Here is a 21590-nt window from a genome sequence, read left to right on the forward strand (position 1 = left end):
CCGGTCGCGGGGCGGTACGGGATCATGGCGTCGTGACGCCTGAGCCCTCCCCGGCCGACGAAGCCGGTCTCGAGCCCGTCGACCTCATCCGCCGGTCGGGCACCGTGCTGCGGATCGGTCGGCTCGCGCTGTCCGCGGGCACCGGCAGCTACCGCGTGAAGTCGCACATGACGCGCGCGGCCCGGGCGTTGGGCCTGGACCGCATCGCGGCGCACGTGACGCTGACGGAGATCACCGCGACGTCCTACCGCGGGCCGATCTTCCGCACGGAGCTCACCGAGGTGCGCTCCATCGGGATCAACGCGGACCGGCTCGCGCAGCTCGAGCGCTTCTCGGCCACGCTGCCGGCGGGGGCCGACCTCGACGAGGTCGACGCGGAGCTCGACCGGATCGCGCGCCGACCGCCGCTCTACGGGGCGTTCCTCAACGCCCTGTGGGCGGGGATCGCGTGCGCCGCGTTCGCGTTCCTCAACCACGGCGGCCTCGTCGAGTGCGGCGCCGTGCTCGTCGCGGCGGCGCTGGGGCAGGGGGTCCGGCGCGCGATGCTGCACCGCGGCATCAACCAGTTCGGCGTGACGATGCTCGCGGCCGCGGTCGCGAGCGTCGCGTACCTGGGGCTCGTGCTGGGGCTCTCCGCGCTGGCCGGGGTCGAGGGCGGCCACGAGGCGGGGTACGTCTCGGCGGTGCTGTTCCTCGTGCCGGGGTTCGCGCTCGTGACGGGAGCGCTCGACCTCGCGAAGCTCGACTTCTCGGCGGGCGTCGCGCGCGTGACGTACGCGCTGATGATCCTCGCGTCGGCGGCGCTAGCGGTGTGGGGCGTCTCGGCCGCCGCAGGCCTCGCCCCGGACCCGGTGCCCGCACCGGTCCTCGCGGAGCCGCTGCTGTTCGGCCTGCGCGCGGTCGCGAGCTTCCTCGGGGTGCTGGGGTTCGCGCTGATGTTCAACAGCCCCTGGGCGATGGCGCTCGGGGCGGCCTCGATCGGCATGGTGGCGAACGTGGGGCGCCTGCTCCTCGTCGACGGCGACGTCGTCCCGCAGGCGGCCGCCGCGGCGGCGGCGCTGCTCGTGGGCCTGCTCGCGGCGACAGTCGCGCCCGCGCTGCGCGTCCCTCGTATCACGGTGTCCGTCCCGGCCGTGGTCATCATGGTCCCCGGCGTCACGGCGTACCGGGCGGTGTACGAGTTCAACACCGGCGCGACGGCGCAGGCCCTCGCCTACGCGGTCGAGGCGGGCCTGGTCATCGTCGCGCTCGCGATCGGGCTCGCCGTCGCGCGGATGCTCACCGACCGGGAGTGGACGTTCGAGCGGTAGGAGGGGACGCCGTCGGGCCGGCGGTTTGGTCTGGTGGCGACGCCCTTGTACCCTGGGCGACGCAGGCTCTCCGCGGAGTCCTGCGAGGAGACGTCGCATAGTCAGGTCTAGTGCGCCACCCTGCTAAGGTGGTAACGGGGCAACCCGTTCGAGGGTTCAAATCCCTCCGTCTCCGCTCAGGAAGGTCTCGGTGTGCACGCACCCGGGGCCTTTTCTGTTGCCCGGGATCGTGCGGCCTCCACCGCCCGACGCGCGGGCGGGGCGGCCGGGCTCGTGGCGAGCCCCAGCCGCCCCGGTGCCGTCACCGGCCCTGCGTGACGCCCCGACGTCGTCCCTGCGCCGTGGGCCGTGCCCTACGCCGTGCCGGTCGTCGCGAGCGCCGACCGCACGACGAACCGCGACGCGCCCGCCCCGGCGAGCACGAGCGCGGACGCCCCCAGGACGCACAGCAGGAACTGCAGGGCGACGCTCGCGTTCGTGAAGGCGTTGATGCCGAGGACGGGCACCATGAACAGCAGCACGGCCGCGGTCGCGACGCCCACGCTGACGACGAGCGGCACGAGCGTCTCGCGGAAGCGCGCCCGGTCGAGCGTCCGCAGGTCGGTGCCCGCGAGGACGAGCGTGCGGTACTCGCCGCGCTGGTCGATGACCCGGCCCGCCTGCATGACACCCGTCGAGACGGCGGCCAGGACGCCCGCGATGGCGAGGGTGAGGAAGCCGCCCGTCTTGATGTCGACGAGGAACTGGGCCTCCGCGGGGTCGGACGCGGTGCCCGGGTCGAAGAGCGCGAAGATGCTCGCGAGGCCCGCGATGAACGTCGCGAGCGCGACCCCGCCCACGGACCGCCACGCGGTCTTCGGGTTGTCCACGATCCGCCGTCCGGCGAGCAGCGTGGGCACGCGGCGCGCGGAGCCGGCGGTGATCCTGCCGACGACCCAGATGACGAACGGCCCGACGAGGTTGAGCGTCGCGAAGCCGATCAGCAGGATGACGACGACGACGGTGATCCCCACCGCGGCCGAGCCGAACGACAGGTTGGTCGCGACGATCATCGCGACGGCCGCGAGCCCGGTCGCGAGCAGGCGCACCGCCTTGAGGCCCGGGGGAGTGACGCGCGCGGCGACGCCGAGCGGCGTGATCGCGACGCGCCGGAGGCTGACGAGCGCCGACACCAGCGCGACCGCGACCACGAGGACGACGGCGCCCAGCAGGGCGGGCACGCCGACCCACAGCTCGGCGACGTCGAACGTGCGGCCCTGGAAGCGCAGCTGCGCGACGAGCGGCAGGAGGGCGCCGTAGCCGACCAGGCCGACGAGCGCGCCCGTGACGGCCTGGGCGGCGGCGTCGAGCACCGTGAGGGACGTGACCTGGCCAGTCGTCGCCCCTGCGAGCCGGAGCGCCGCGAGGCGCGCGTCGCGGCGCGCGACGGCGAGCCGCGCGGCCGCCCCGCCGAGCGTCACGAGCGGGATGAGCAGCAGGAGCGAGGCGATGCCGGCAAAGATCGGGTACTGCGTGTCGTAGGACGTCACGGCCGCGTCCACGCCCTCCTGCATGCCCTCGATCCCGCCCGCGCGGCCGAGGAACGCCCCGAACCCGCCCACGACGACGAGCAGGATCGCGGTGGTCGTGGCGAACGCGATGACGGCGAGCACGTTGGTCAGGCCCTGCGGGTCGCGCTCGTCGGCGCTGCGGCGGCGCAGGAGCCACCAGAGGTCGACGGTCCTCATCGGGCGCTCTCCTGACCGGGGACGGCCGGGGCGGCGACGTCGTGGCCGGGCGCGAAGAACTCGCCGGAGATGAGCCCGTCGCGCATCGTCACCGTGCGCGAGCAGTGCCGCGCGACCCCGGCGTCGTGCGTCACGACGACGAGCGCGGCACCCGAGTCGCGGGTCGCGCGGGTCAGGACGTCGAGCACCTCCGCGCCGGTCGACTGGTCGAGGGCGCCCGTCGGCTCGTCGGCGAACACGACGCCCGGCGACCCGACGAGGGCGCGCGCGATCGCGACGCGCTGCGCCTGCCCGCCGGAGAGCTCGCCCGGCCGGCGCTGCTCCATCCCGGCGAGGCCGAGGTGGGCGAGCCAGCGGGCGGCGACCGCGGTGGCCTCCGCGCGGGCCGTGCCGGCGAGCATGAGCGGCAGCGCCGCGTTCTCGACGGCGGGCAGCTCGGGCAGGAGCTGGCCCGACTGGAAGACGAAGCCGAAGTCCTGGCGGCGCAGGATCGTGCGCCGCGCCTCCGAGAGCGTCGCGACGTCCTCGCCGCGCCACGACACCGAGCCGGACGTCGGCGTGATGATGCCCGCGAGGCAGTGCAGGAGCGTCGTCTTGCCGGACCCGGACGGGCCCATGATCGCGAGCGACTCCCCGGGACGGACCGTGAGGCTCACGCCCGCGAGGGCGTGCGTCGCGGTCTGCGCGGAGCCGTAGACCTTGGTGAGCGCGCTCGCGACGAGTGGCGAGCCGCCGGGGACGGGAGTGGGGCCGGTGAACGTCATGCGTCGATCGTCCGCCGGGGAGCGGTGCCGCCGCGTCGGGCTGGGGACGGGACGTCGCCCGGCCCGGGTCCGACCGTGGGGGGACCGTGCGGCGTCGTTCGTGCGGCGACGGTCGGACGGCGTGGCGTCCGTCACGCCGCGGCCTCCGGGCCCGGATCCGGTTTGGGATCAGGGCGAGGACGCGGTAGTGTTCTCGACGGCCGGTGAGCGATCAACGGCCAGCACGACCAGCGCCCGTAGCTCAACGGATAGAGCATCTGACTACGGATCAGAAGGTTGGGGGTTCGAATCCCTCCGGGCGCACAGCGGAACGGCCTCACCCGACGGGTGGGGCCGTTCGTCGTTTCCCGCGCGTCTCGTGACGCCGCGGCTGGGCGACCTGCCCTCCCGGTTTCCGCACGATCGTGCTACGTTCGCCGGGTGACCAAGGGCGACGACACGCGGCAGGCGATCCTGCACCGCGGCGTGGAGGCTGCGTACCGCGTCGGCCTGGCGGGCCTGACGATCGGTGAGCTCGCGCGCGCCACGGGCATGTCGAAGAGCGGGCTCTACGCGCACTTCCGCTCCAAGGAGTCGCTCCAGCTCGCGGTGCTCGACCAGGCGCGCGCGGAGTTCGTCGACACGGTCGTGGCGCCCGCGCTGCGCACGCCCCGCGGCGAGCGGCGCCTGCGCGAGCTGTTCGAGCGCTGGCTCGTGTGCGACCTGCGGCAGCAGCCCGGCGGTTGCCTGTTCGTCAAGGCGGCGACCGAGCTCGCCGCCCAGGAGGGGCCGGTCCGCGACCAGCTCGTGCGCGACCACCAGGACCTGTACGACGCCGTCGCGCAGGTCTACCGGACGTGCGTCGCCGAGAGCGGCTTCCGCGACGACGTGGATCCGCAGCAGTTCGCGTCCGAGCTGTACGGGGTGATGCTCGCGCTGCACCACGCGCACGTCTTCATGGCCGACCCGCTGGCCGAGGACCGGGCGCGTCGCGCGTTCGAGGCGCTCCTCGACGGGTCGCGCGCACCCGTGCCGGTCGCCTGAGCGCCTGCCCCGCACCCGACCCACCCCGACGGAGAGGATCCTCGTGACCACCTCGCGAGCCGAGAAAAGCACGACCGTTCGCCTGGACCGACGGCGCGCCGCGCGTCGTCGGAAGGCCGCGGCTCGACTCGCGCTCGTGCGCGCCCGGTTCGCGGTGCTCCAGACGGTGTCGCCCCGGCGGGCCGCCCGGCTCGCCCTCGACCTGTGGTGCACCCCGCCCGACGGCGCAGGTCGTCGCCGCGACGACCGTGCCGTCGCCGGTGCCCTGAGCACCGTGACGACGTCGTCCGGCGCGCGGGTCGTCGTCGAGTCGTGGGACCCGCACGCCTCCGCGGACGACGCGCGTGACGGGACGGTCGACGGGGCGGGGGCCGGCGTCGTCTACCTCGCGCACGGGTGGGGCGGGCGGCGCGGCCAGCTCGGCGCGTTCGTCGAGCCCTTGCGTGCCGCGGGCCACCGCGTCGTCGCGTTCGACGCGCCGAGCCACGGGGACTCCGGGCCCGGCCGCCTCGGTCCGCGGCGCAGCACGATGCCCGAGCTCGCGGACGCCCTCGCCGCGGTGGTGCGCGAGCACGGGGAGGCGACGGCCGTCGTCGGGCACTCGCTCGGCACGGCGACGACCGTGCTCGCGGTGCGCGACGGCCTGCCCGCGGGGCGCCTCGTGCTCGTCGCGGCGATCGCCGACGTCCTCGGCCAGCTCGACGGGTTCGCCGACCTGCTGGGCCTGTCGCGCCCGACGCGCGAGCTCCTCCAGAGCCGGCTCTCCGACCTGGCCGGGCGCCCGCTGCCCGAGCTCGACGTGCGCGAGACGCTGCGCACCCACCCGGTGCCGCCGGCGCTCGTCGTGCACGACCGCGCCGACAAGGAGGTCCCGTACCCCGTGGGTGCCGCGCTCGCGGCGGCCTGGCCCGAGGGCGAGCTGCTCACGACCGACGGGCTCGGGCACCACCGGCTGCTGCGCGACCCCGACGTCGTGCGGGCGGTCGTCGACTACGTGACGCCACCCGCCGCGCGGCCCGACCCGGAGCCCGTCGTCAGGCCGGCGGCCGGTAGCCGGTGACCTGCGTGAGCGCCCGTGCGCGGTTCGAGCGCGCGAGCATCACGCAGCCCGGGACGAACGCCCCGAGCAGGAGCGGCCCGACGACGAGCATCGCGGCCCACATCATCAGGGCGAGGTAGCCGGCGGCCGAGTTGCTCGACGGGTCGCTGTCCGCGTAGGCGAGCAGGCCGATGCTCAGCGCGCCCGCGGCGACCATGAGGACGACCGGCACCCAGATGAGCACCCAGGCGGTGCGTCGGTACCGCGGCGTGAAGGCGGCCGCCGGCGGCGGGGGCGTCGGCGCGTACCCCGGCGGCGGGTACCCGGGACGCGGCGGGTAGGTGGGCTGCGGGGGATAGGCGGGCTGCGGCGGGTGCGCGCGGTACGGCGGGCCCGGCGAGAAGCCGCCGTACGGGGAACCGCGCCGCGGGTCGTGCGGGGGGTGGGGCGGCGGGGAGGTCATCCCTCCTGGATACCAGCCGGACGAGGATCGTGCGCGGACGTCCGGTGGCGTGCTCGGGTGTCGGGGGACCCCGGTAGCGTCGGACCATGCCGTCGGACAAGGTCGACCTCAAGGCGTTCCACCGCGAGCTCTACGCGCCGCCCCGCGGCCGGTTCGTCGAGGTCGACGTGCCGACCCTGGCCTACCTCGCCGTCGACGGCGAGGGCGACCCCAACACGGCGCCGGCCTACGCGCAGGCGGTCGAGGCGCTGTTCTCCCTGTCCTACGCCGTGAAGTTCGCGAGCAAGCGCGCGGGGCGGGACTACGTCGTCGGGCCGCTCGAGGGGCTGTGGACGGCCGACGACCTGGGCACGTTCGTGCGCCGCGAGAAGGGCGCGTGGCGGTGGACCCTCCTCGTCCTCCAGCCCGACTGGGTCGACGAGGACACGGTGGTCGCCGCCACGGAGACGCTCCGGGCGAAGAAGGAGCCCCCGGCCGCGCTCGACCTCGTGCGCCGCACGAGCCTCACGGAGGGGCGGTCGGTGCAGACGCTGCACGTCGGCCCGTACGACGACGAGGGCCCGGTGCTCGCCGAGCTGCACGACGTCTACCTGCCCGAGCACGGGCTCACGTTCGCCGGGCCGCACCACGAGATCTACCTGAGCGACGTCCGGCGCACCGACCCCGCGAGGCTGCGCACCGTGCTCCGCCAGCCGGTCCGCCCGGTCTGACGCGCAGGCCCGCCCGGCGCCGCCACGCCCGAACGGGCCGTCGCGTGCGGCCCGACCCCGCGCACCCGCGGCGCGACGTCAGGCGGCGACCCGCCGCCGCGCCCAGGCGAGGTCGGTCGCGTCGAGCACGTCGGTGAGGCGGCGGCCCGCGAGGCCGCGCGCCCAGGCGGGGGACGCGCCGTCGGGCACGGCCTCCTGGAGCACCCACTCGCGCACGCCGAGGCGGCGCAGGTGCGTGCCGAGCGCGAGGAGCTCGGTGCGCGAGTGGACGCTCGGGTCGACGGTCGTGCGCACCTCGTGGTCGACGCCCGAGCGCAGGATCACGGCCAGCGCCTCGAACGCGCGCCGGCCCGACGGGATCGTGCCCGTCACGACGGGGTAGCGCGACGGCAGGTGCTTGATGTCGAGGCCGACCCAGTCGACGAACGGCAGCAGCCGGGCGAGCCGTGCGGGCCACGGGCCGGCCGTGTGGAGCCCGACGTCGAGCCCGAGGCCCCGCACGTCGTCGATTGCGCCGAGCAGCCCGGGGTGCAGGGTGGGCTCGCCGCCCGAGAACACGACGCCGTCGAGCAGGCGACGGCGCGGCGCGAGGAACGCGACGACCTCGGACCAGGGGACCGTGTCCTGCGGCTGCGGGCCGCCGAGCGCGGCGACCGCGCACAGCCCCGGGTGGTGGCAGTAGCCGCAGCGCCACGGGCAGCCCTGGGTGAGGACGGTGGCGACCCGTCGGCCGGGCCAGTCCGTGACGGACAGCCGGTCCAGTCCGGCGACCACGAGGCCGGGGCGGGTCATCGGCGGCTCCTTCGGACCACGACGGCCCGGCGGTCCGGACCTCCTGACGGCGGTGCCGTCAGGACCTCGAACGTATCCTCGCGGGCCCCCGCGCCGGACCGGCCGAAGGTCCCGACCTGCCGGGCCCGATCCGGGCCCGGTCCAGGCCCGACGCAGCCCCACGCGGGACGCACGTGCCGTACGCGACGGACCCGGGGCCGCGCGCCCCGGGCGGGCGCACGACCCCGGGTCCGGGGGCCGGGACGGTCAGCCGCAGGCGGGCTGCCCGTGCTCCGGCGTCGCGACGGTCTCGCGCTCGTCGGCGTCGTCGGACGGCGCGGCCGTCGCGGTCACGGGGCCGGTCGTGGCCCCGCGGACGGCGAACGACTGGTACGCGTTCTTGCCGGGTGCCACGGACGGGAAGCTCTTCGCGCCCCACGGGGTGGCGACGTCGACGTCGAGCGGGACGTCGTCGTCGTTCACGACGCGCACCGCCACGTACGCCTTGCCCGCGAGGCACCGCACCTCGGCCGTCGCGGTCACGGCGACGGCGGCCGGCGACGCCGGGTCCGCCGCGCCGGGCGCGAGCACCCGGAGGGCCGTGAGGCCCGGGTCGCCGTCCCGCCACGACGTGCTCAGCGCGACGTACCGGGCCGTGCGGTCCACGGCGAGCGTGCCGCGCGCGCCACCGGCACCGATCGTGCCGACGTCGGTGAAGGTCAGGCCGTCGTCGCTCACCGAGAGGACCGACTCCGGCGCGCCGCCGCGCTCCCACGCGGCGACGACGGTGCCGATCTCGCGCGGCGCGCCCAGGTCGGTGACCATGCGGCCGTCCGGCCCGGGGACCCACGCCGTCGCGGCGTCGCCGTCGACGGCGAGCGAGGGCGACGTCATGCCCGTGGGCAGCACGGACGCGGGGAACGTGAGCGTGCTGAGCGCGTGGTCCGCGACCGGGAACGGGGTCGAGTCCCGGAGGGTGACGCGCGTGCCCGACGGCGCCGCCCCGACCGTGCGCGTCGCGCCCGTCTCGGCGTGGCGCAGCTCGACCGGCGACCCGTCGCCGCTGACGCGGAACGAGCGGGCGTCGTCGACGGCGACCGTGACCCCGGTCGGGGTCTGCCCGGCGGGTGTGGCGACCGTCGCGCGCGGCGCGAGGACGACGGCGTCGCCCGCGGGGACCGTGACCGCGAGCGTCGAGGCGTCCGCCCCGACGGTCTGGGTGCCGGCGTAGACCGGGACGGCCCCGCCGTCGTGCGGGACGGTGAGGGTCGTCGCGACGTCGGCGCCCGTGAGGTTGAACGCGACGACGTACCCGTCGACCGCGCTCACGAGCACGCCCGCCGCGTCGGCCGTGGGCACGCGGACCCCCGCCTGCGCGGCCGTCGCCGCGGCGTCGCCGGGGACCATCTCGACGAGCCGGGGCCCGGTCGCGCCGTCGGTGAGCCGCACGACGTGCCGCGTGTCGGTCGCGCGCGAGACGGTCACGGGGGCGTCCGAGCCGCGCACGACGAACCCGGCCTCGCCCTCGACGTTGAGCCAGTCGCCCTCGCTGCTCAGCACCTGGTCGCCCGTGTACCGGAACGACGCGGCGTCGTGCCACGTCTGCCCGTCGAGCGACGTCTGGACGCGGTACTCCTGGCCCGCGGCGACCTCCCAGCCGAGCTGGACCTGGCTCACCGCGGTGGGTGCGCCGAGGTCGACCTGGACCCACGAGTCGGGCCGCGTGCGGTCCGCGACCGCGACGGCCCAGCGCGTCGTGGCGGAGCCGTCGGTGACGGCGCTCGCGGGGTTCGACCCGTTGGCGCTCGACGCCGTGGCCGGCTTGCCCGCGGCGACGTCGGTGCCCGCCGGGGAGAACGCGCGCAGGTGGTAGAGCGAGTAGCCGTAGGCCGCGTCGCCGCGCACACCCTGCATGCGGACGTAGCGCGTGGTGACCGGCGCGGGCTCGTCCGCGCCCTCCGGGGTGAGGTCGACGGTGTCGAGCCGCGCGACGTTCACGTCCGCCGGGGCCTTGCCGTACGCGGTCGCGGTGGTCCACGTCCGGCCGTCGGTCGACGTCTGGACGAGGTACCGCGCGCCCGCGCTCGCCTCCCACGCGAACCGCACGGCGCCCACGGTCGTCTCCTCGCCGAGGTCGACCTGGATCCACGAGTCCGGTCGCGTGCGCTCGCCGACCGCGACGGCCCAGCGGGTCGACGGGTTGCCGTCGGTCACGCGCGCCGCGGTGCGGCCGCCCGCCGCGTCCTGGCTCGACGCCGTCGCGACCTTCCCGGCCGCGAGGTCGGTCGTCGACCCCTCGTCGCCGTAGGCGTGGAACGCGAACATCGAGTAGCCGTACTGCGGGTGGCCCTGCTGCCCGAGGAGCCGGACGTACCGCGCCGTGACGGGCGCGAACGACAGGTCGTCGACGCGCGCGGCCTTCGCGTCCGCGGGGTCGGCCGGACGCGTCACGGGGAGCGTCGCGGTGGTCTCGCCCTCGGCGGTCGTGTAGGTGCGCGACCCGTCGAGGCCCGAGTAGCCGTTCATGGCGAGGTTGCGGACGGACAGGCTCGCGTCCTCCGTGCCAGCACCGGTCGACGCGTAGACGGCGGCGCCCGTCGGGAGCGTGACCTGGCCCGCGTACCCGCCGCCGACCCGGAACACCGACGACGTGCCCTCGAAGCCGTCGCGCGGGCGGGTGTACGTCGTCACGTGCCGCTCGTCGACCGTGGCACCGGTCGTGGGGTAGAGGAACGGGGTCGAGCCCGAGACGTGGAACAGCCACGAGTCGTGCGCGGGGACCCAGGGGAACTTCACGAACCCCTTGCGGCTCGACGCCGCGGCCCACGCGTCCGCCGTCTGCTGGATGGTCAGGCCCGGCCCGGCGCCGAAGTCGCGCACGCCGGCGAGGCGCTCGAAGAACTCGTCCTGCGGCGTCGGCTCGACGGGGCCCTCGGGCGACTCGGCCGCCTCGACGTGCAGGAGGTAGGAGATCGCGATCTCCGCGCGCGCCTCGGGCTCGTACTTGGGCTCGCCCGAGAACTTCGCGAGCCGGTAGACCGGCGCGTACGACTGGTAGTCCTCGAGCGCGGCGGCGAGGTTCGCCTCGGCGCGCGCGGCGTCGGGGTCGCGCAGGACCTGGCCGAGGAACGCCATGGGGATGGCGTCGCGGCCGTAGAGGAACTCGCGGTCGGCGACCATGGGCATGAACGGCTCGCCCGCGTCGGACATGACGAGCTTGATGGACTCCCAGAGCTCGGCCGAGTTCGGCTGGTGCAGCAGGATCTCGGGGAGCGGCTCGTCGCGGAGCAGGAAGTGGATCGCGTTGCGGCCGCCCGAGCGCCAGATGTCGGACTGGTAGTGCGGCCCGAACGACCCGTGGTTCTCCACGAGGTACGTGTCGTGGATGGTCTGCATGGTGTTCGTCGACACGGCCTTGCCCGCGACGACGGCCGGGTTGTTCCGGTCGGCCGTCGGCTGGCCCGCGGCGTTGCGGCCCCAGTCGCCGAGCTGCTCGGCCCAGCGTGCGGCGTCGGGGTCGTCGGGCGCCCAGGCGAGGCCGGGCGCGAGGGCCTGCGTGTAGACGCCGACCTCCTCCTGCGCGGTGTCGCCCTCGTGCTTGCCCGTCGGCCAGTCCGCGGTCCACGAACCCGAGAGCGGGTCCTTGCCGAAGTCGAGGTCGGCCGTGTACTTCGACTGGCCCGTCGCGATCGTCGTGAGGTTGGCCTGCGTCGTGGCGTCGAGCTCGTCCCACAGCAGCGTCCCGGCCGCGAGGAAGTAGGACTGGAACGTCGAGTCCCAGAACAGCTTCTTGCCCCACGTGCCCGCCGGGTCCACGAACCGGTTGGTCGCTGCGTAGTGCCGGATCGTCGCGAGCGTGCGGGCACGCAGCGTCTCCTCCGGGACCCCCGCGAGCTCGGCGTCGTACTCGCCGTGGGTCAGGAGCACGGCGTTGCCCAGCACGACGGCGAAGTTGAAGTCCTTGAGCTGGTACACCCCGGCGGACTCGTCCCAGACGGTCTCGACCCAGCGGGTGTGGCGCAGCAGCGCGCCGTAGTAGTCGGCGGCGGTCGCGTCGGGGGCGCCGTACGCCGGAGCGGCGTCGACCGTGGTGGACGCCGGGGCCACCGGCGGGGAGGCCGGCGCGCCCTGGGCGGTCGCGGGGGCCAGGAGGAGGGAGCCGGCCGTCGCGAGCGCGAGGGCGGCGGTCGTCGTGCGGCGCCGAGCGCGGCGCACGGCAGGGGGCGGGGCGGGCGATCGGGTCATGGTGCGTGTCTCTCGTCGTCGTCGTCGGGAGCGGTCCGCCGTGGACGGCGGTGCGGCGCGGGCGGTTGCCGAGGGGCCAGGCGTGCGGAGCGCCGGTGCTCGTCATCCTGACAGCGCTGTCTGCCCGTGTCCAGGGGTTCCGGAGAACTGCTGCGGGTGATCCTCGACGGTGCGGGACGAGCGGAGGCCCGCCGGGGGACGTGGTGCGACCACGCTCCCCGACGGGCCTCCGGGCGGCGGACGACGGACGGTCGGGGCTCAGCCCTTGACCGAGCCCGACATCAGCCCCCCGACGAAGTACTTGCCCAGGACGATGTACACGAGCAGCGTCGGGAGCGACGCGAAGAGCGCACCGGCCATGGAGACGCCGTAGTTCTGCAGCAGCGCGCCGTTCGCGAGGTTGTTAAGCGCGAGCGTCACGGGCCCGTTCTGGCTGGAGGAGAAGAACACCGCGAAGAGGAAGTCGTTCCACGCGGACGTGAACTGCCAGATGAGCACGACCACGAAGCTCGGGATCGAGATCGGCAGGATGATCGACCAGTAGGTGCGCAGCATCCCCGCGCCGTCGACGCGCGCGGCCTCGACGAGCTCGTGCGGCACGGTCATGTAGTAGTTGCGGAAGATGAGCGTCGTGATGGGGATGCCGTAGACGACGTGCAGCAGGATCAGCGACGGCACGCCGCTCGGGATGCCCAGGCCCAGCACGAGCTGGTTGAGCGGGATCATCACGGCCTGGTACGGGATGAACATCCCGAAGAGGATGAGCGTGAAGACGATGTTCGCGCCCTTGAACGACCAGCGGGAGAGCACGAACCCGTTGAGCGAGCCGAGGAAGGCCGCGATGATCGCGGACGGCACGACCATCTGCACCGTGCGCCAGATGGCGGGGGACAGCGCGGTCCACGCCGTCTGCCAGTTCTCCGTCGTCCACGTCTGCGGGAGCGACCACGCGCGCGCCGGCGACGCGTCGCCCGCGCCCTTGAAGCTCGTCACGAAGAGCACGTAGACGGGGATGAGGACGATGACGAGGAACAGCACGAGCGCCGCGTACTTGAGCGTGCGGCCGACGGAGAAGCGCTCGCGCGGCGTACGGCGCGCGGGTTGGCGCGGCGTGCCGACGACGTCGGGGGCGGGCACGGCCGGCGTCGAGGTGGTCGTCATCGCTTCTCCTGACGGTTGGTGCGGATCAGGTAGGGCACGATGACGACGGCCACGATGATCAGCAGGATCGAGCCGACGGCCGCCGCGTTGGCGTAGTCGAAGCTCGACTTGAAGACGTACATGTCGACGGCCGGAACCTTGGTCTGGTAGTTCGCGGGCTTCGAGATCGACATGATGAGGTCGAACGCCTTGAGCGACATGTGGCCGATGATGATCAGCGCCGAGAGCGCGATGGGCGAGAGCTGCGGGAACAGCACGTGGCGGTACAGCTTCCACTCGCTCGCGCCGTCCATGCGGGCGGCCTCGCGCAGCTCGTCGGGGATGCCGCGGAACCCGGCGAGGAACAGCGCCATGACGTACCCGGAGAGCTGCCAGATCGCGGGGATCGCGATGGCCGTGATGCCCCACGTGACGTTGTTCCACCAGTTGTTCTGCAGGAAGTCGAGCCCGACGATCTGGAACAGCCGGTTGAGGCCGCTCGCCTGCTCGCCCTGGTTCGAGTTGAGCAGCCAGCGCCACACGACACCGGACGCGACGAACGACACGGCCATGGGGAACAGGTAGACGGAACGGAAGATCCCCTCGCCCTTGACGGGCTTGTCCAGCATCCACGCCCACAGGAAGCCCATGAGCAGCGTGCCGGCGAGGAAGACCACCGTGTAGAGCACGAGGTTCTTCAGCGAGTGCTGGAACGCCTCGCTGCCGAGGAGGGCCGTGTAGTTCTCGAACCACACGACGACCGACGGCTTCTGGCCCGTGGCCTGTGCCGCGGTGTGGTTGTCCGTGATCGACGTCTGGAAGTTCGCGCCGATCAGGCCGTAGACGAACACGCCGACGAGGATCAGCGAGGGCGCGAGCAGCAGCAGCGCTGGGCCGGCGCGTCGCAGTGACTTGAGCATGGTGGGTCTTCCCGGTCGTGGGGGCGTGGGCCGCGGCGCGGGGGAGCGCCGGCGTCCCGGGGACGTGTTCCGGCCGCGCGGGTCCGCCGCGCGCCGTCGGGACGTGCCCGACGACGCGCGGCGGCTCCGGCGGAGCGGTGTCAGCCCTGCGCGGTGGCGGCGGCGAGCTCGGACTGGTAGGTCGCGAGGTCGGACCCGCCCGACGTGAACTTGCTCGTCGCGTCGGAGATCGCGTTGAGCGTCGCGACCGGGGCGGCGGCGCCGTGCGCGAGCGAGGAGACGATCGTGTCGTTGCCGAACGACTCGATCGCCGTCTGCTGGTACTCCGAGAACTCCGCGGGGTCGGCGTCGGTGCGGGCCGGGATGGAGCCCTTGGCCTTGTTGAACGCGACCTGGCCCTCGAGCGAGCCCACGGTCTCGAGCCACGCCTTGGCGCCGTCGGGGTGCGGGGCGCCCACCGGGAGGGTGAACGAGTCGGCGAGGAAGTCGAACACGCCGTCGGTGCCCGGGACGGGGAACGCGGTGAAGTCGGTGCCGAGCGTCTTGCCCTGCTCCTCGAACGCCGCGACGGCCCAGTCGCCCATGACGTTGAACGCGGCGTTGCCCTCGATCACCATCTGGGTCGCCTCGGGCCAGTCGAGCCCGTCACGGTCGGTGTTGGTGTAGCTCATGAGCTTCTCGAAGTCCTCGAGGGCGGCCGTGACCTCGGCACCCTCCCAGTCGGTCGAGCCGTCCCACAGGCCGTTGTAGCCCTCGGCCCCGAGGTCCGCGAGGAGCACGGTCTCGAGGAGGTTGACCTGGGTCCAGGTCGTCGCGACCGACAGCGGCGTGACGCCCGCGGCCTTGAGCTTGTCGAGGTCCGCCATCCAGGCGTCGAGGTCCGCGTAGGTCGCGGCCGGGTCGACGCCGTTGGCCTCGAGGACCGTCGGGTTCGCCCAGACCACGTTCGCGCGGTGGATGTTCGACGGGATCGAGTAGATCGCGCCGTCGTCGGACTTGAGGCGGTCCACGAGGTCGGCCGGGAAGACGTCGGTGAGGCCGAACTCGTCGTAGAGCGAGGAGACGTCCTCGATCTGCGCGGCGTCGATGTAGTCCTGGAGCTCGGCACCGGCGTGCGCCTGGAACGTGTCCGGCGGGTCCTGCGCCTGGAGACGGGACTGGAGGAGGTCCTTGGCGGCCGAGCCGGCACCGCCGGCGACCGCGCCGTTGATGAACTCCACGTCGGGGTGCTGCTCCTCGAACACGCCGACCAGCGCGTCGAGACCCGCCTTCTCGGAGCCGGCAGCCCACCAGGTGAACACCTCGACCTCGTCGCCGCCCCCCGAAGCGCCCCCGTCACCGGTGCCCCCGTCACCGGAACCACCGCCGCTGCACGCGGCGAGTGCGAGACCCACGAGGGCGGCCGTCGCCACCGTCGCGCTCGTCCTGCGATCGATTCGCATCGTGATATCCCTACGCCTTCTTCGGTCGTGGGGGACCGGCGGACGACCACGTCGCACCGGCCGGGCGCACCGGCGCGCCCTCGAACCCGAGGCCCATACAACGGCGACCGGCGCTTGATGTCAAGAAATGAACTCAAGCGACGCTGAATCGTGATGTACGCGTCAGAACATGGATCCAAGCCGCCGGGTCGCGTGGGCGGGATCATTCTGACAGCGCTGTCCGATCCCTGTCGAGCCGCCCGCCCCCACCTGGGCGGCGAGGCGCCTCACCTGGAGGGGTACGTCCCGGCGGTATCCTGGCCGACGTGCGCGCTGACCGGGTGACACCGGGCTCGCAGACTTCACTGCGTGAGGCCAACCGAGCCCGGATCGTGAGCGCCGTCCAGCAGCGTGGCTCCCTCACGCAGATCGAGCTGGCCGGCGTCACCGGGCTGTCCCCGGCCACCGTCTCCAACATCGTCAAGGAGCTCACCGGCGCGGGCGTCCTGCACACCTCGCCCTCCACCCGCAGCGGGCGCCGCGCGCTCCAGGTGACCCTCGCGCGCAACCTCGGGCTCGTCGCGGGGGTGCACTTCGGCACGCGCTCGATGCGCGTCGCGCTCGCGGACGCGTCCATGCGCGTGCTGGCCGACCAGCGCATGCCGCTCGCCCCGGACCACCGCGCGGACACCGGCCTCCAGCGCGCCGCGCTGCTCGTGGGGGAGATGGTCGCGTCGGTCGACGCGTCCCCCGAGGAGCTGCTCGCCGTCGGTGTCGGGGTGCCCGCCCCCGTGGACGTGCGCGCCGGGCGCATCGCGACCGTCGGCATGATGCGCGGCTGGGACGGCGTCGTCGTCCCCGAGCTGCTCGAGGCCGAGCTCGGCGCGCCCGTGACGGTGGACAACGACGCCAACCTCGGCGCCCTCGCCGAGACCCGGTTCGGGGCGGCCGTCGGGCACGACGCCGTCGCCTACCTGCGCGTGTCCCACGGCGTGGGCGGCGGGCTCGTCCTCGGCGGGCGCGTCGTGCACGGCCGCGCGGGCGTCGCGGGAGAGATCGGGCACGTGACGATCGACGAGAACGGCCCGGTGTGCCGGTGCGGCAACCGCGGCTGCCTCGAGATGTACGTCGGCGCGGGCGTGCTGCTGTCCATGCTCTCCGAGAGCCGCGGCCACCTCACGCTGCGCGACGTCATCGCGCGGGCCCAGGAGGGGGACCCCGGCTGCCGCCGCGTCCTGTTCGACGCCGGGCAGCACCTCGGTGTCGCGGCCGCGAACCTGTGCAACCTCGTCGACCCGGAGATCGTCGTCGTCGGCGGGCAGCTCGCCGAGGCGGGCGAGGCCCTGCTCGGCCCGCTCCGCACCGCGCTCGAGCAGCGCACGGTCCCGAGCACGGCCGGCCCGGTGCGCGTCGTCGCCTCCGAGCTCGGGTCGGCGGCCGAGGTGCGCGGCGCGCTCGCCGTCGCGCTCGACCTCGCGCGCGTGAGCGGCTCCCTGGGGGTGAGCGCATGAGCGGGGACGGGGCTCGCCCGGGGAACGCCCGCCGTCGTGCGCGGGGCGCGGTGACGACGTCTGTGGCGGCCGTCGTCGTCGCGCTGCTCGCGCTCGCGGGCTGCGCGCCGCCGGAGGAGCCCGCCGGGCCGTCGGAGGGGACCATCGGGCTCCTGCTGCCCGAGGCGAAGACCGCGCGCTACGAGACGACCGACCGCCCGACCTTCGTCGGGGTGGTCGAGCGGCGCTGCCCGTCGTGCGAGGTGCTGTACGCGAACGCCGCCCAGGACGCCGCGAACCAGCAGCAGCAGGCCGAGTCGATGCTCGCGCGCGGCGCGGACGTCCTGGTGCTCGACGCGGTCGACGCCGTCGCCGCGGTGAGCGTCGTCGCCGAGGCCCAGCGCCTCGGCGTGCCCGTCATCGCCTACGATCGCTTCGTCGACGGCGCGGACTACTACGTCTCGTTCGACAACGAGCTCATCGGGTACCTCATGGGGGAGGCGCTCGTCGGCGCGGTCCTCGACCGTGCGGAGCAGGACCCGCCGGCGCAGGGCCGGCGGCCGGGCGTCCTGCTCGTCCAGGGCTCGCCGACCGACCCGAACGCCGCGGAGCTCGCCGCCGGCGCACATCGCGCGCTCGAGGGAGAGGACATCGACGTGCTCGCCGAGTACGACACGCCCGACTGGAGCCCCGACAAGGCGACCGAGTGGGTCGAGGGGCAGCTCACGCAGTACCCGGGTCGCGTCGACGGCGTCTTCGCGGCGAGCGACGGCATCGCGGGCGGCGCCATCGCCGCGATGAAGGCCGCCGGCCTCGACCCGGTGCCGCCCACCACGGGCCAGGACGGCGAGCTCGCGGCCGTCCAGCGCGTCGTCTCGGGCGACCAGTACATGACCGTCTACAAGGCCACGACGCAGCAGGCGCGCACGGCCGCCGAGCTCGCCGTGCGGGTGCTGCGCGGCGAGGACCCGCGCGCGACCGCGGTGATCGACGGCGTCCCGAGCCTCCTGCTCGCGCCGCGCGCGGTCGGCGTCGACGACGTCCGGCGCGTCCTCGTCGACGGCGGCGTCTACACGGTCGACGAGATCTGCACCCCGTCCTACGTCGACGCGTGCGTCGACGCGGGTCTCCTGGAGGCGGCACCGTGAGCGCCCCCGTCCTGACCCTGCGCGGGGTCTCCAAGAGCTTCGGCGGCGTCCGGGCGCTCGTCGACGTCGACGTCGAGGTGCGCGAGCACGAGGTCCTCGCCGTCGTGGGCGACAACGGTGCCGGCAAGTCGACGCTCGCGGGCGTCGTCGCGGGCGCGTTCCGCCCCGACGCGGGCGAGGTGCTGCTCGACGGCGCGCCCGTCGTGCTCGACTCGCCGGCGGCCGCGCGCCAGCACGGGATCGCGGCGGTGTTCCAGCAGCTCGCGCTCGTCGACGACCTCGACGTCGTCGAGAACGTGTTCCTCGGGCAGGAGGTCCTCCACGGGCCGTTCCTCGACGAGATCGCGATGGAGCGCGAGGCGTGGGGCCTGCTCGACCAGCTCGCCGCGACCGTCCCGTCCGTGCGGCAGCCGGTGCGCACGCTCTCGGGCGGCCAGCGGCAGGTCGTGGCGGTCGCGCGCGCCCTCCTCGGGTCGCCGCGCGTGCTCGTCCTCGACGAGCCGACGGCGGCGCTCGGCGTCCGGCAGACGGCCGAGGTCCTCAACCTCATCGAGAAGCTGCGCGAGCGCGGGCACGCCGTCGTCCTCATCAGCCACCAGGCGGGCGACCTCCAGGCCGTCGCCGACCGCATCCTCGTGCTGCGGCTCGGCCGCGTGCACGGCGAGTTCCCGGGCGACACGTCCTACGAGGACCTGCTCGCCGCGATGACCGGCGCCGTGCGCCCGGCGCGCCCGGGCGGACCGAGCGGGAGCACGGGCTGGACCGAGCGAGAGCGGCGCACGGGCGGCACCGGGGCGGTGCACCGATGAGCGTCCCCGGCCGCACCTCGGGCGCGGCGCTCGACCGGCCCCTGACGGGCGCGCTGTCCGGGTCCGTCGTGCAGCAGCTGCGCGGCGCGCACCTCGGCATGCTGCCGATCGTCGCCGCGCTCGTCCTCATCTGGGTCGTGCTCGGCGCGATCAACCCGGCGTTCCTCTCCGCGGAGAACCTCGTCAACCTCACGCTCCAGAGCGCCCCCACGGGGATCATCGCGCTCGGCGTCGTGCTCGTGCTCCTCGTCGGCCAGATCGACCTGTCGGTCGGCTCGGTGAGCGGGCTCGCCGCGGCGGTGCTCGCCGTCGGCACGGTGGGGCTGGGCTGGCCCGTCGGGGTCGCGATCGTCGCGGCGCTGGCCGTCGGGGTCGTCGTCGGGCTCGGCTACGGGCTGCTGTCCACGCGTCTCGGGCTCGCGTCGTTCGTCTTCACGCTCGCGGGGCTCCTCATCTTCGCGGGCGTGCAGCTGCGCGTCCTCGGTCCCAAGGGATCGATCAACCTGCCGTTCGAGTCGTGGCTCGTGCGCACGGTCCAGCAGGGCTTCCTCGCCCCCGCGGTCGCGTGGGGCCTCGTGGTCGTGGTCGTGGCGGGGTACGCCGCGCTGCGCGTGGCCGACCACGTGCGCCGCGTGCGGGCGGAGCTCCCGAGCCCGGGCCTGGGCCGCATCGCGGTCCGCACGGCGGTCCTCGCGGCGGTGCTCGTCGCGACCGTCGCGTACCTCGGCACGGCGCGCGGGATCGGCTACACCGTGGTGCTCTTCGTGGCGCTCGTGGTCGTGGTTGACGTGCTGCTGCGCCGCACGCGGTGGGGACGCTCCGTGCGCGCCGTCGGGGGCAACCGGCGCTCCGCGCTCCTCGCGGGCGTCGCGGTGCGCCGCACGGTCGTCTCGTGCTTCGTCGCGTGCTCGACGTTCGCCGCGCTCGGCGGCGTCCTCGCCGCGGGACGGCTCGCGGCGGCGAACCAGGGGACCGGCGCGGCGGACACCTACCTGACGGCGATCGCGGCCGCGGTCATCGGCGGCACGAGCCTGTTCGGCGGGCGCGGGAGCGCGTGGTCGGCGCTGCTCGGCGTGCTCGTGCTCCAGTCCATCGCGAACGGGCTCACGCTGCTCAACCTCGACACGGCCACGCGGTACATCGTGACCGGAGCGGTCCTGCTGCTCGCTATCGTCGTCGACATGCTGATTCGTGGTCGACGGGAGGTCTGAGATGGTGATGCAGGGGGAGAGCGCGGGGACGGTCCCGCCGGGCGAGGTCGGGGTCGTGGTGCCCGACACCCCGACGGAGGCGGCCGTGGCGCGTCCGCACGGCGGACGCGGAGGTCGGCGCCCGACGCTCGCCTCCGTCGCGGAGGTCGCCGGCGTGAGCCTCAAGACGGCGTCGCGCGTCCTCAACGACGAGCCGAACGTCGCGCCGCAGACGCGCGCGAGGGTCCAGGAGGCCGCGCAGCGGCTCGGCTTCCGGCGCAACGCCGTGGCCGCGGACCTCGCGCGCGGCGGCTCGTCGCGGCTCGTCGGCTTCGTCACCGGCGACCTCGCGAACCCGTTCTACTCCGCGCTGGCCAGCGGTATCGAGCGCGAGCTCCGCCACCACGGCCTCCAGCTCATCACCACGAGCTCGGACGAGGAGCCGGAGCGCGAGCGGTCGCTCACCGAGGCGCTCGTCGAGCGCCGCGTCGGCGCGCTCGTCGTCACCCCGACGTCGACGGACCACTCGGGCCTGCGCCGCGAGCTCGAGGACGGCCTGCCGGTCGTGTTCATCGACCGCCCTGCGCGCGGCGTCGAGGCGGACACGGTCGTCATCGACAACCGCGGGGGAGTGCGCGACGCCGTGACGCACCTCCTCGCGCACGGGCACCGCCGGATCGCGCTCGTGGGCGACGTGTCGCGCCTGTGGACGTTCCAGGAGCGTCGCGACGAGTTCGTCGCGACGCTGCGGGCCGCGGGCGTCGAGGACCCGGGCCGCTACGTGCGGGACGGCGCGCACGACGCCGACCTCGCGCGCGTGTTCGTCGCGGAGCTCCTCGCCCTGCCCGAGCCGCCGACGGCCTTCGTCACGGCGAACAACAAGATCACGGTCGGCGCGCTCCACGCGCTGCGCGACCGCGAGTCGACGGGCGGGGCGGCGGACGTCGCGCTCGTCGGCTTCGACGACTTCGAGCTCGCAGACCTGCTGCACGTGACGGTCGTGGGGTACGACGTCGTCGAGATGGGCCGGCAGGCGGCGGCGCTCGCGGTGTCCCGTGCCGAGAACCCGGAGCTCGCCCCACGGCTCGTCGTGGTGCCGACGCGGCTTGTCGTCCGCGGCACGGGGGAGGTCCCCGGCCCCGGGGCCTAGGTGTGGCCGCGGTGCCCGTGCGCGTGTCGGTGCGAGCACGGTCGTGCTGACGGCGCGCGACGCCCTCGGCGGTCGAGCGGGTAGCGCGAAAGTCACACCGAGCGTGACTTTCGCGCCCGAGGGTCCTCTCGTCCGCGCCCTCCCGGCGGGGCCCTGGCCGCGTTGACAAAGCCCGGAACCGACGCATAGGTTCAGGTCGCCCCTGACAACGCTTCCCCCCTGCGCGTTGTCAGGGGCACCCCTGCAGCCTGACAGCGCTGTCAGACGATC

At 74.5% G+C, this 21590-nt stretch carries 17 protein-coding genes and 2 tRNA genes; 11 read left to right on the forward strand and 8 right to left on the reverse strand.

Features of this window, described 5'->3' with window-relative positions; all coding sequences use genetic code 11:
• The first annotated feature begins 32 nt into the window (after positions 1-32).
• Both ACPCUX_RS11855 and ACPCUX_RS11860 read left to right on the forward strand, forming a co-directional pair.
• A complete protein-coding gene (locus ACPCUX_RS11855) occupies positions 33-1310 on the forward strand; it encodes a threonine/serine ThrE exporter family protein (protein WP_423388818.1) in 1278 nt (425 codons plus the stop codon).
• An 86-nt stretch (positions 1311-1396) separates the two neighbouring features.
• Positions 1397-1485, forward strand: a tRNA-Ser gene (locus ACPCUX_RS11860).
• A 178-nt stretch (positions 1486-1663) separates the two neighbouring features.
• Here ACPCUX_RS11860 and ACPCUX_RS11865 read toward each other — a convergent pair.
• The gene (locus tag ACPCUX_RS11865) at positions 1664-3037 is read right to left on the reverse strand and encodes a hypothetical protein (protein ID WP_085386679.1); all 1374 of its coding nucleotides are present in this window, start codon (positions 3035-3037) and stop codon (positions 1664-1666) included.
• Positions 3034-3801 (reverse strand): ABC transporter ATP-binding protein, encoded by a 768-nt coding sequence (locus ACPCUX_RS11870; protein ID WP_194226565.1) that lies wholly within the window; start codon positions 3799-3801, stop codon positions 3034-3036. The genes ACPCUX_RS11865 and ACPCUX_RS11870 overlap by 4 nt, the downstream gene beginning before the upstream one ends.
• 230 nt (positions 3802-4031) lie before the next feature.
• On the opposite strand from ACPCUX_RS11870, the gene ACPCUX_RS11875 reads away from it, so the two are divergent.
• The 3 genes from ACPCUX_RS11875 to ACPCUX_RS11885 all read left to right on the forward strand — a co-directional run bounded on the left by ACPCUX_RS11875 (position 4032) and on the right by ACPCUX_RS11885 (position 5884).
• Positions 4032-4104, forward strand: a tRNA-Arg gene (locus ACPCUX_RS11875).
• A 117-nt stretch (positions 4105-4221) separates the two neighbouring features.
• Positions 4222-4824, forward strand: a complete 603-nt coding sequence (locus ACPCUX_RS11880; protein ID WP_031316900.1) for a TetR/AcrR family transcriptional regulator — start codon at positions 4222-4224, stop codon at positions 4822-4824.
• Positions 4825-4960: 136 nt separating this feature from the next.
• Positions 4961-5884, forward strand: a complete 924-nt coding sequence (locus ACPCUX_RS11885) for an alpha/beta fold hydrolase (RefSeq protein WP_423388819.1) — start codon at positions 4961-4963, stop codon at positions 5882-5884.
• Here ACPCUX_RS11885 and ACPCUX_RS11890 read toward each other — a convergent pair.
• Positions 5859-6326 carry a hypothetical protein gene (locus tag ACPCUX_RS11890; protein ID WP_128957632.1) on the reverse strand — a complete coding sequence of 156 codons (468 nt, stop codon included), beginning with the start codon at positions 6324-6326 and terminating at the stop codon, positions 5859-5861. The genes ACPCUX_RS11885 and ACPCUX_RS11890 overlap by 26 nt on opposite strands.
• A gap of 86 nt (positions 6327-6412) precedes the next feature.
• On the opposite strand from ACPCUX_RS11890, the gene ACPCUX_RS11895 reads away from it, so the two are divergent.
• Positions 6413-7036, forward strand: coding sequence for a GyrI-like domain-containing protein (locus ACPCUX_RS11895; RefSeq protein WP_423388820.1), 624 nt, complete (start codon positions 6413-6415; stop codon positions 7034-7036).
• Positions 7037-7114: 78 nt separating this feature from the next.
• Here ACPCUX_RS11895 and ACPCUX_RS11900 read toward each other — a convergent pair whose 3' ends face one another.
• From ACPCUX_RS11900 to ACPCUX_RS11920, 5 genes are all read right to left on the reverse strand, one after another.
• Positions 7115-7828 (reverse strand): anaerobic ribonucleoside-triphosphate reductase activating protein, encoded by a 714-nt coding sequence (locus ACPCUX_RS11900; protein WP_144721362.1) that lies wholly within the window; start codon positions 7826-7828, stop codon positions 7115-7117.
• 246 nt (positions 7829-8074) lie between these two features.
• On the reverse strand, positions 8075-12052 hold the full coding sequence (locus ACPCUX_RS11905; RefSeq protein WP_423388821.1) for a discoidin domain-containing protein: 3978 nt from the start codon (positions 12050-12052) through the stop codon (positions 8075-8077).
• 258 nt (positions 12053-12310) lie between these two features.
• Positions 12311-13213: a carbohydrate ABC transporter permease gene (locus ACPCUX_RS11910; RefSeq protein WP_034652728.1), complete on the reverse strand. Its 903-nt coding sequence runs from the start codon at positions 13211-13213 to the stop codon at positions 12311-12313.
• Positions 13210-14112 carry a carbohydrate ABC transporter permease gene (locus ACPCUX_RS11915; protein ID WP_034652725.1) on the reverse strand — a complete coding sequence of 301 codons (903 nt, stop codon included), beginning with the start codon at positions 14110-14112 and terminating at the stop codon, positions 13210-13212. The genes ACPCUX_RS11910 and ACPCUX_RS11915 overlap by 4 nt, the downstream gene beginning before the upstream one ends.
• Positions 14113-14252: 140 nt before the next feature.
• Entirely contained in the window at positions 14253-15554 is a 1302-nt protein-coding gene (locus ACPCUX_RS11920) for an ABC transporter substrate-binding protein (RefSeq protein ID WP_194217141.1), read from the reverse strand.
• A gap of 371 nt (positions 15555-15925) precedes the next feature.
• On the opposite strand from ACPCUX_RS11920, the gene ACPCUX_RS11925 reads away from it, so the two are divergent.
• The 5 genes from ACPCUX_RS11925 to ACPCUX_RS11945 are packed head-to-tail and all read left to right on the forward strand — an operon-like array spanning position 15926 to position 21320.
• Positions 15926-17044: an ROK family transcriptional regulator gene (locus tag ACPCUX_RS11925; protein WP_081895839.1), complete on the forward strand. Its 1119-nt coding sequence runs from the start codon at positions 15926-15928 to the stop codon at positions 17042-17044.
• A complete protein-coding gene (locus ACPCUX_RS11930; protein WP_144721368.1) occupies positions 17041-18171 on the forward strand; it encodes a substrate-binding domain-containing protein in 1131 nt (376 codons plus the stop codon). Before ACPCUX_RS11925 ends, ACPCUX_RS11930 begins: the two co-directional genes overlap by 4 nt.
• The gene (locus ACPCUX_RS11935; protein WP_144721370.1) at positions 18168-18980 is read left to right on the forward strand and encodes an ATP-binding cassette domain-containing protein; all 813 of its coding nucleotides are present in this window, start codon (positions 18168-18170) and stop codon (positions 18978-18980) included. The genes ACPCUX_RS11930 and ACPCUX_RS11935 overlap by 4 nt, the downstream gene beginning before the upstream one ends.
• A complete protein-coding gene (locus ACPCUX_RS11940; RefSeq protein WP_144721372.1) occupies positions 18977-20191 on the forward strand; it encodes a sugar ABC transporter permease in 1215 nt (404 codons plus the stop codon). The genes ACPCUX_RS11935 and ACPCUX_RS11940 overlap by 4 nt, the downstream gene beginning before the upstream one ends.
• 1 nt (position 20192) lies before the next feature.
• Positions 20193-21320: a LacI family DNA-binding transcriptional regulator gene (locus tag ACPCUX_RS11945; protein ID WP_423388822.1), complete on the forward strand. Its 1128-nt coding sequence runs from the start codon at positions 20193-20195 to the stop codon at positions 21318-21320.
• Positions 21321-21590 lie beyond the last annotated feature (270 nt).

Source organism: Cellulosimicrobium sp. AB352 (assembly GCF_049538415.1).
In the GTDB taxonomy this organism is placed as follows: domain Bacteria; phylum Actinomycetota; class Actinomycetes; order Actinomycetales; family Cellulomonadaceae; genus Cellulosimicrobium; species Cellulosimicrobium funkei.

What these genes read in the sequence shown, in the direction of transcription:
- ACPCUX_RS11865 (WP_085386679.1), bottom strand. Translation starts at nt 3,037, where the DNA reads ATGAGGACCGTCGACCTCTGGTGGCTCCTGCGCCGCCGCAGCGCCGAC.
- ACPCUX_RS11870 (WP_194226565.1), bottom strand. Translation starts at nt 3,801, where the DNA reads ATGACGTTCACCGGCCCCACTCCCGTCCCCGGCGGCTCGCCACTCGTC.
- ACPCUX_RS11890 (WP_128957632.1), bottom strand. Translation starts at nt 6,326, where the DNA reads ATGACCTCCCCGCCGCCCCACCCCCCGCACGACCCGCGGCGCGGTTCC.
- ACPCUX_RS11895 (WP_423388820.1), top strand. Translation starts at nt 6,413, where the DNA reads ATGCCGTCGGACAAGGTCGACCTCAAGGCGTTCCACCGCGAGCTCTAC.
- ACPCUX_RS11900 (WP_144721362.1), bottom strand. Translation starts at nt 7,828, where the DNA reads ATGACCCGCCCCGGCCTCGTGGTCGCCGGACTGGACCGGCTGTCCGTC.
- ACPCUX_RS11905 (WP_423388821.1), bottom strand. Translation starts at nt 12,052, where the DNA reads ATGACCCGATCGCCCGCCCCGCCCCCTGCCGTGCGCCGCGCTCGGCGC.
- ACPCUX_RS11910 (WP_034652728.1), bottom strand. Translation starts at nt 13,213, where the DNA reads ATGACGACCACCTCGACGCCGGCCGTGCCCGCCCCCGACGTCGTCGGC.
- ACPCUX_RS11915 (WP_034652725.1), bottom strand. Translation starts at nt 14,112, where the DNA reads ATGCTCAAGTCACTGCGACGCGCCGGCCCAGCGCTGCTGCTGCTCGCG.
- ACPCUX_RS11920 (WP_194217141.1), bottom strand. Translation starts at nt 15,554, where the DNA reads ATGCGAATCGATCGCAGGACGAGCGCGACGGTGGCGACGGCCGCCCTC.
- ACPCUX_RS11930 (WP_144721368.1), top strand. Translation starts at nt 17,041, where the DNA reads ATGAGCGGGGACGGGGCTCGCCCGGGGAACGCCCGCCGTCGTGCGCGG.
- ACPCUX_RS11940 (WP_144721372.1), top strand. Translation starts at nt 18,977, where the DNA reads ATGAGCGTCCCCGGCCGCACCTCGGGCGCGGCGCTCGACCGGCCCCTG.
- ACPCUX_RS11945 (WP_423388822.1), top strand. Translation starts at nt 20,193, where the DNA reads ATGGTGATGCAGGGGGAGAGCGCGGGGACGGTCCCGCCGGGCGAGGTC.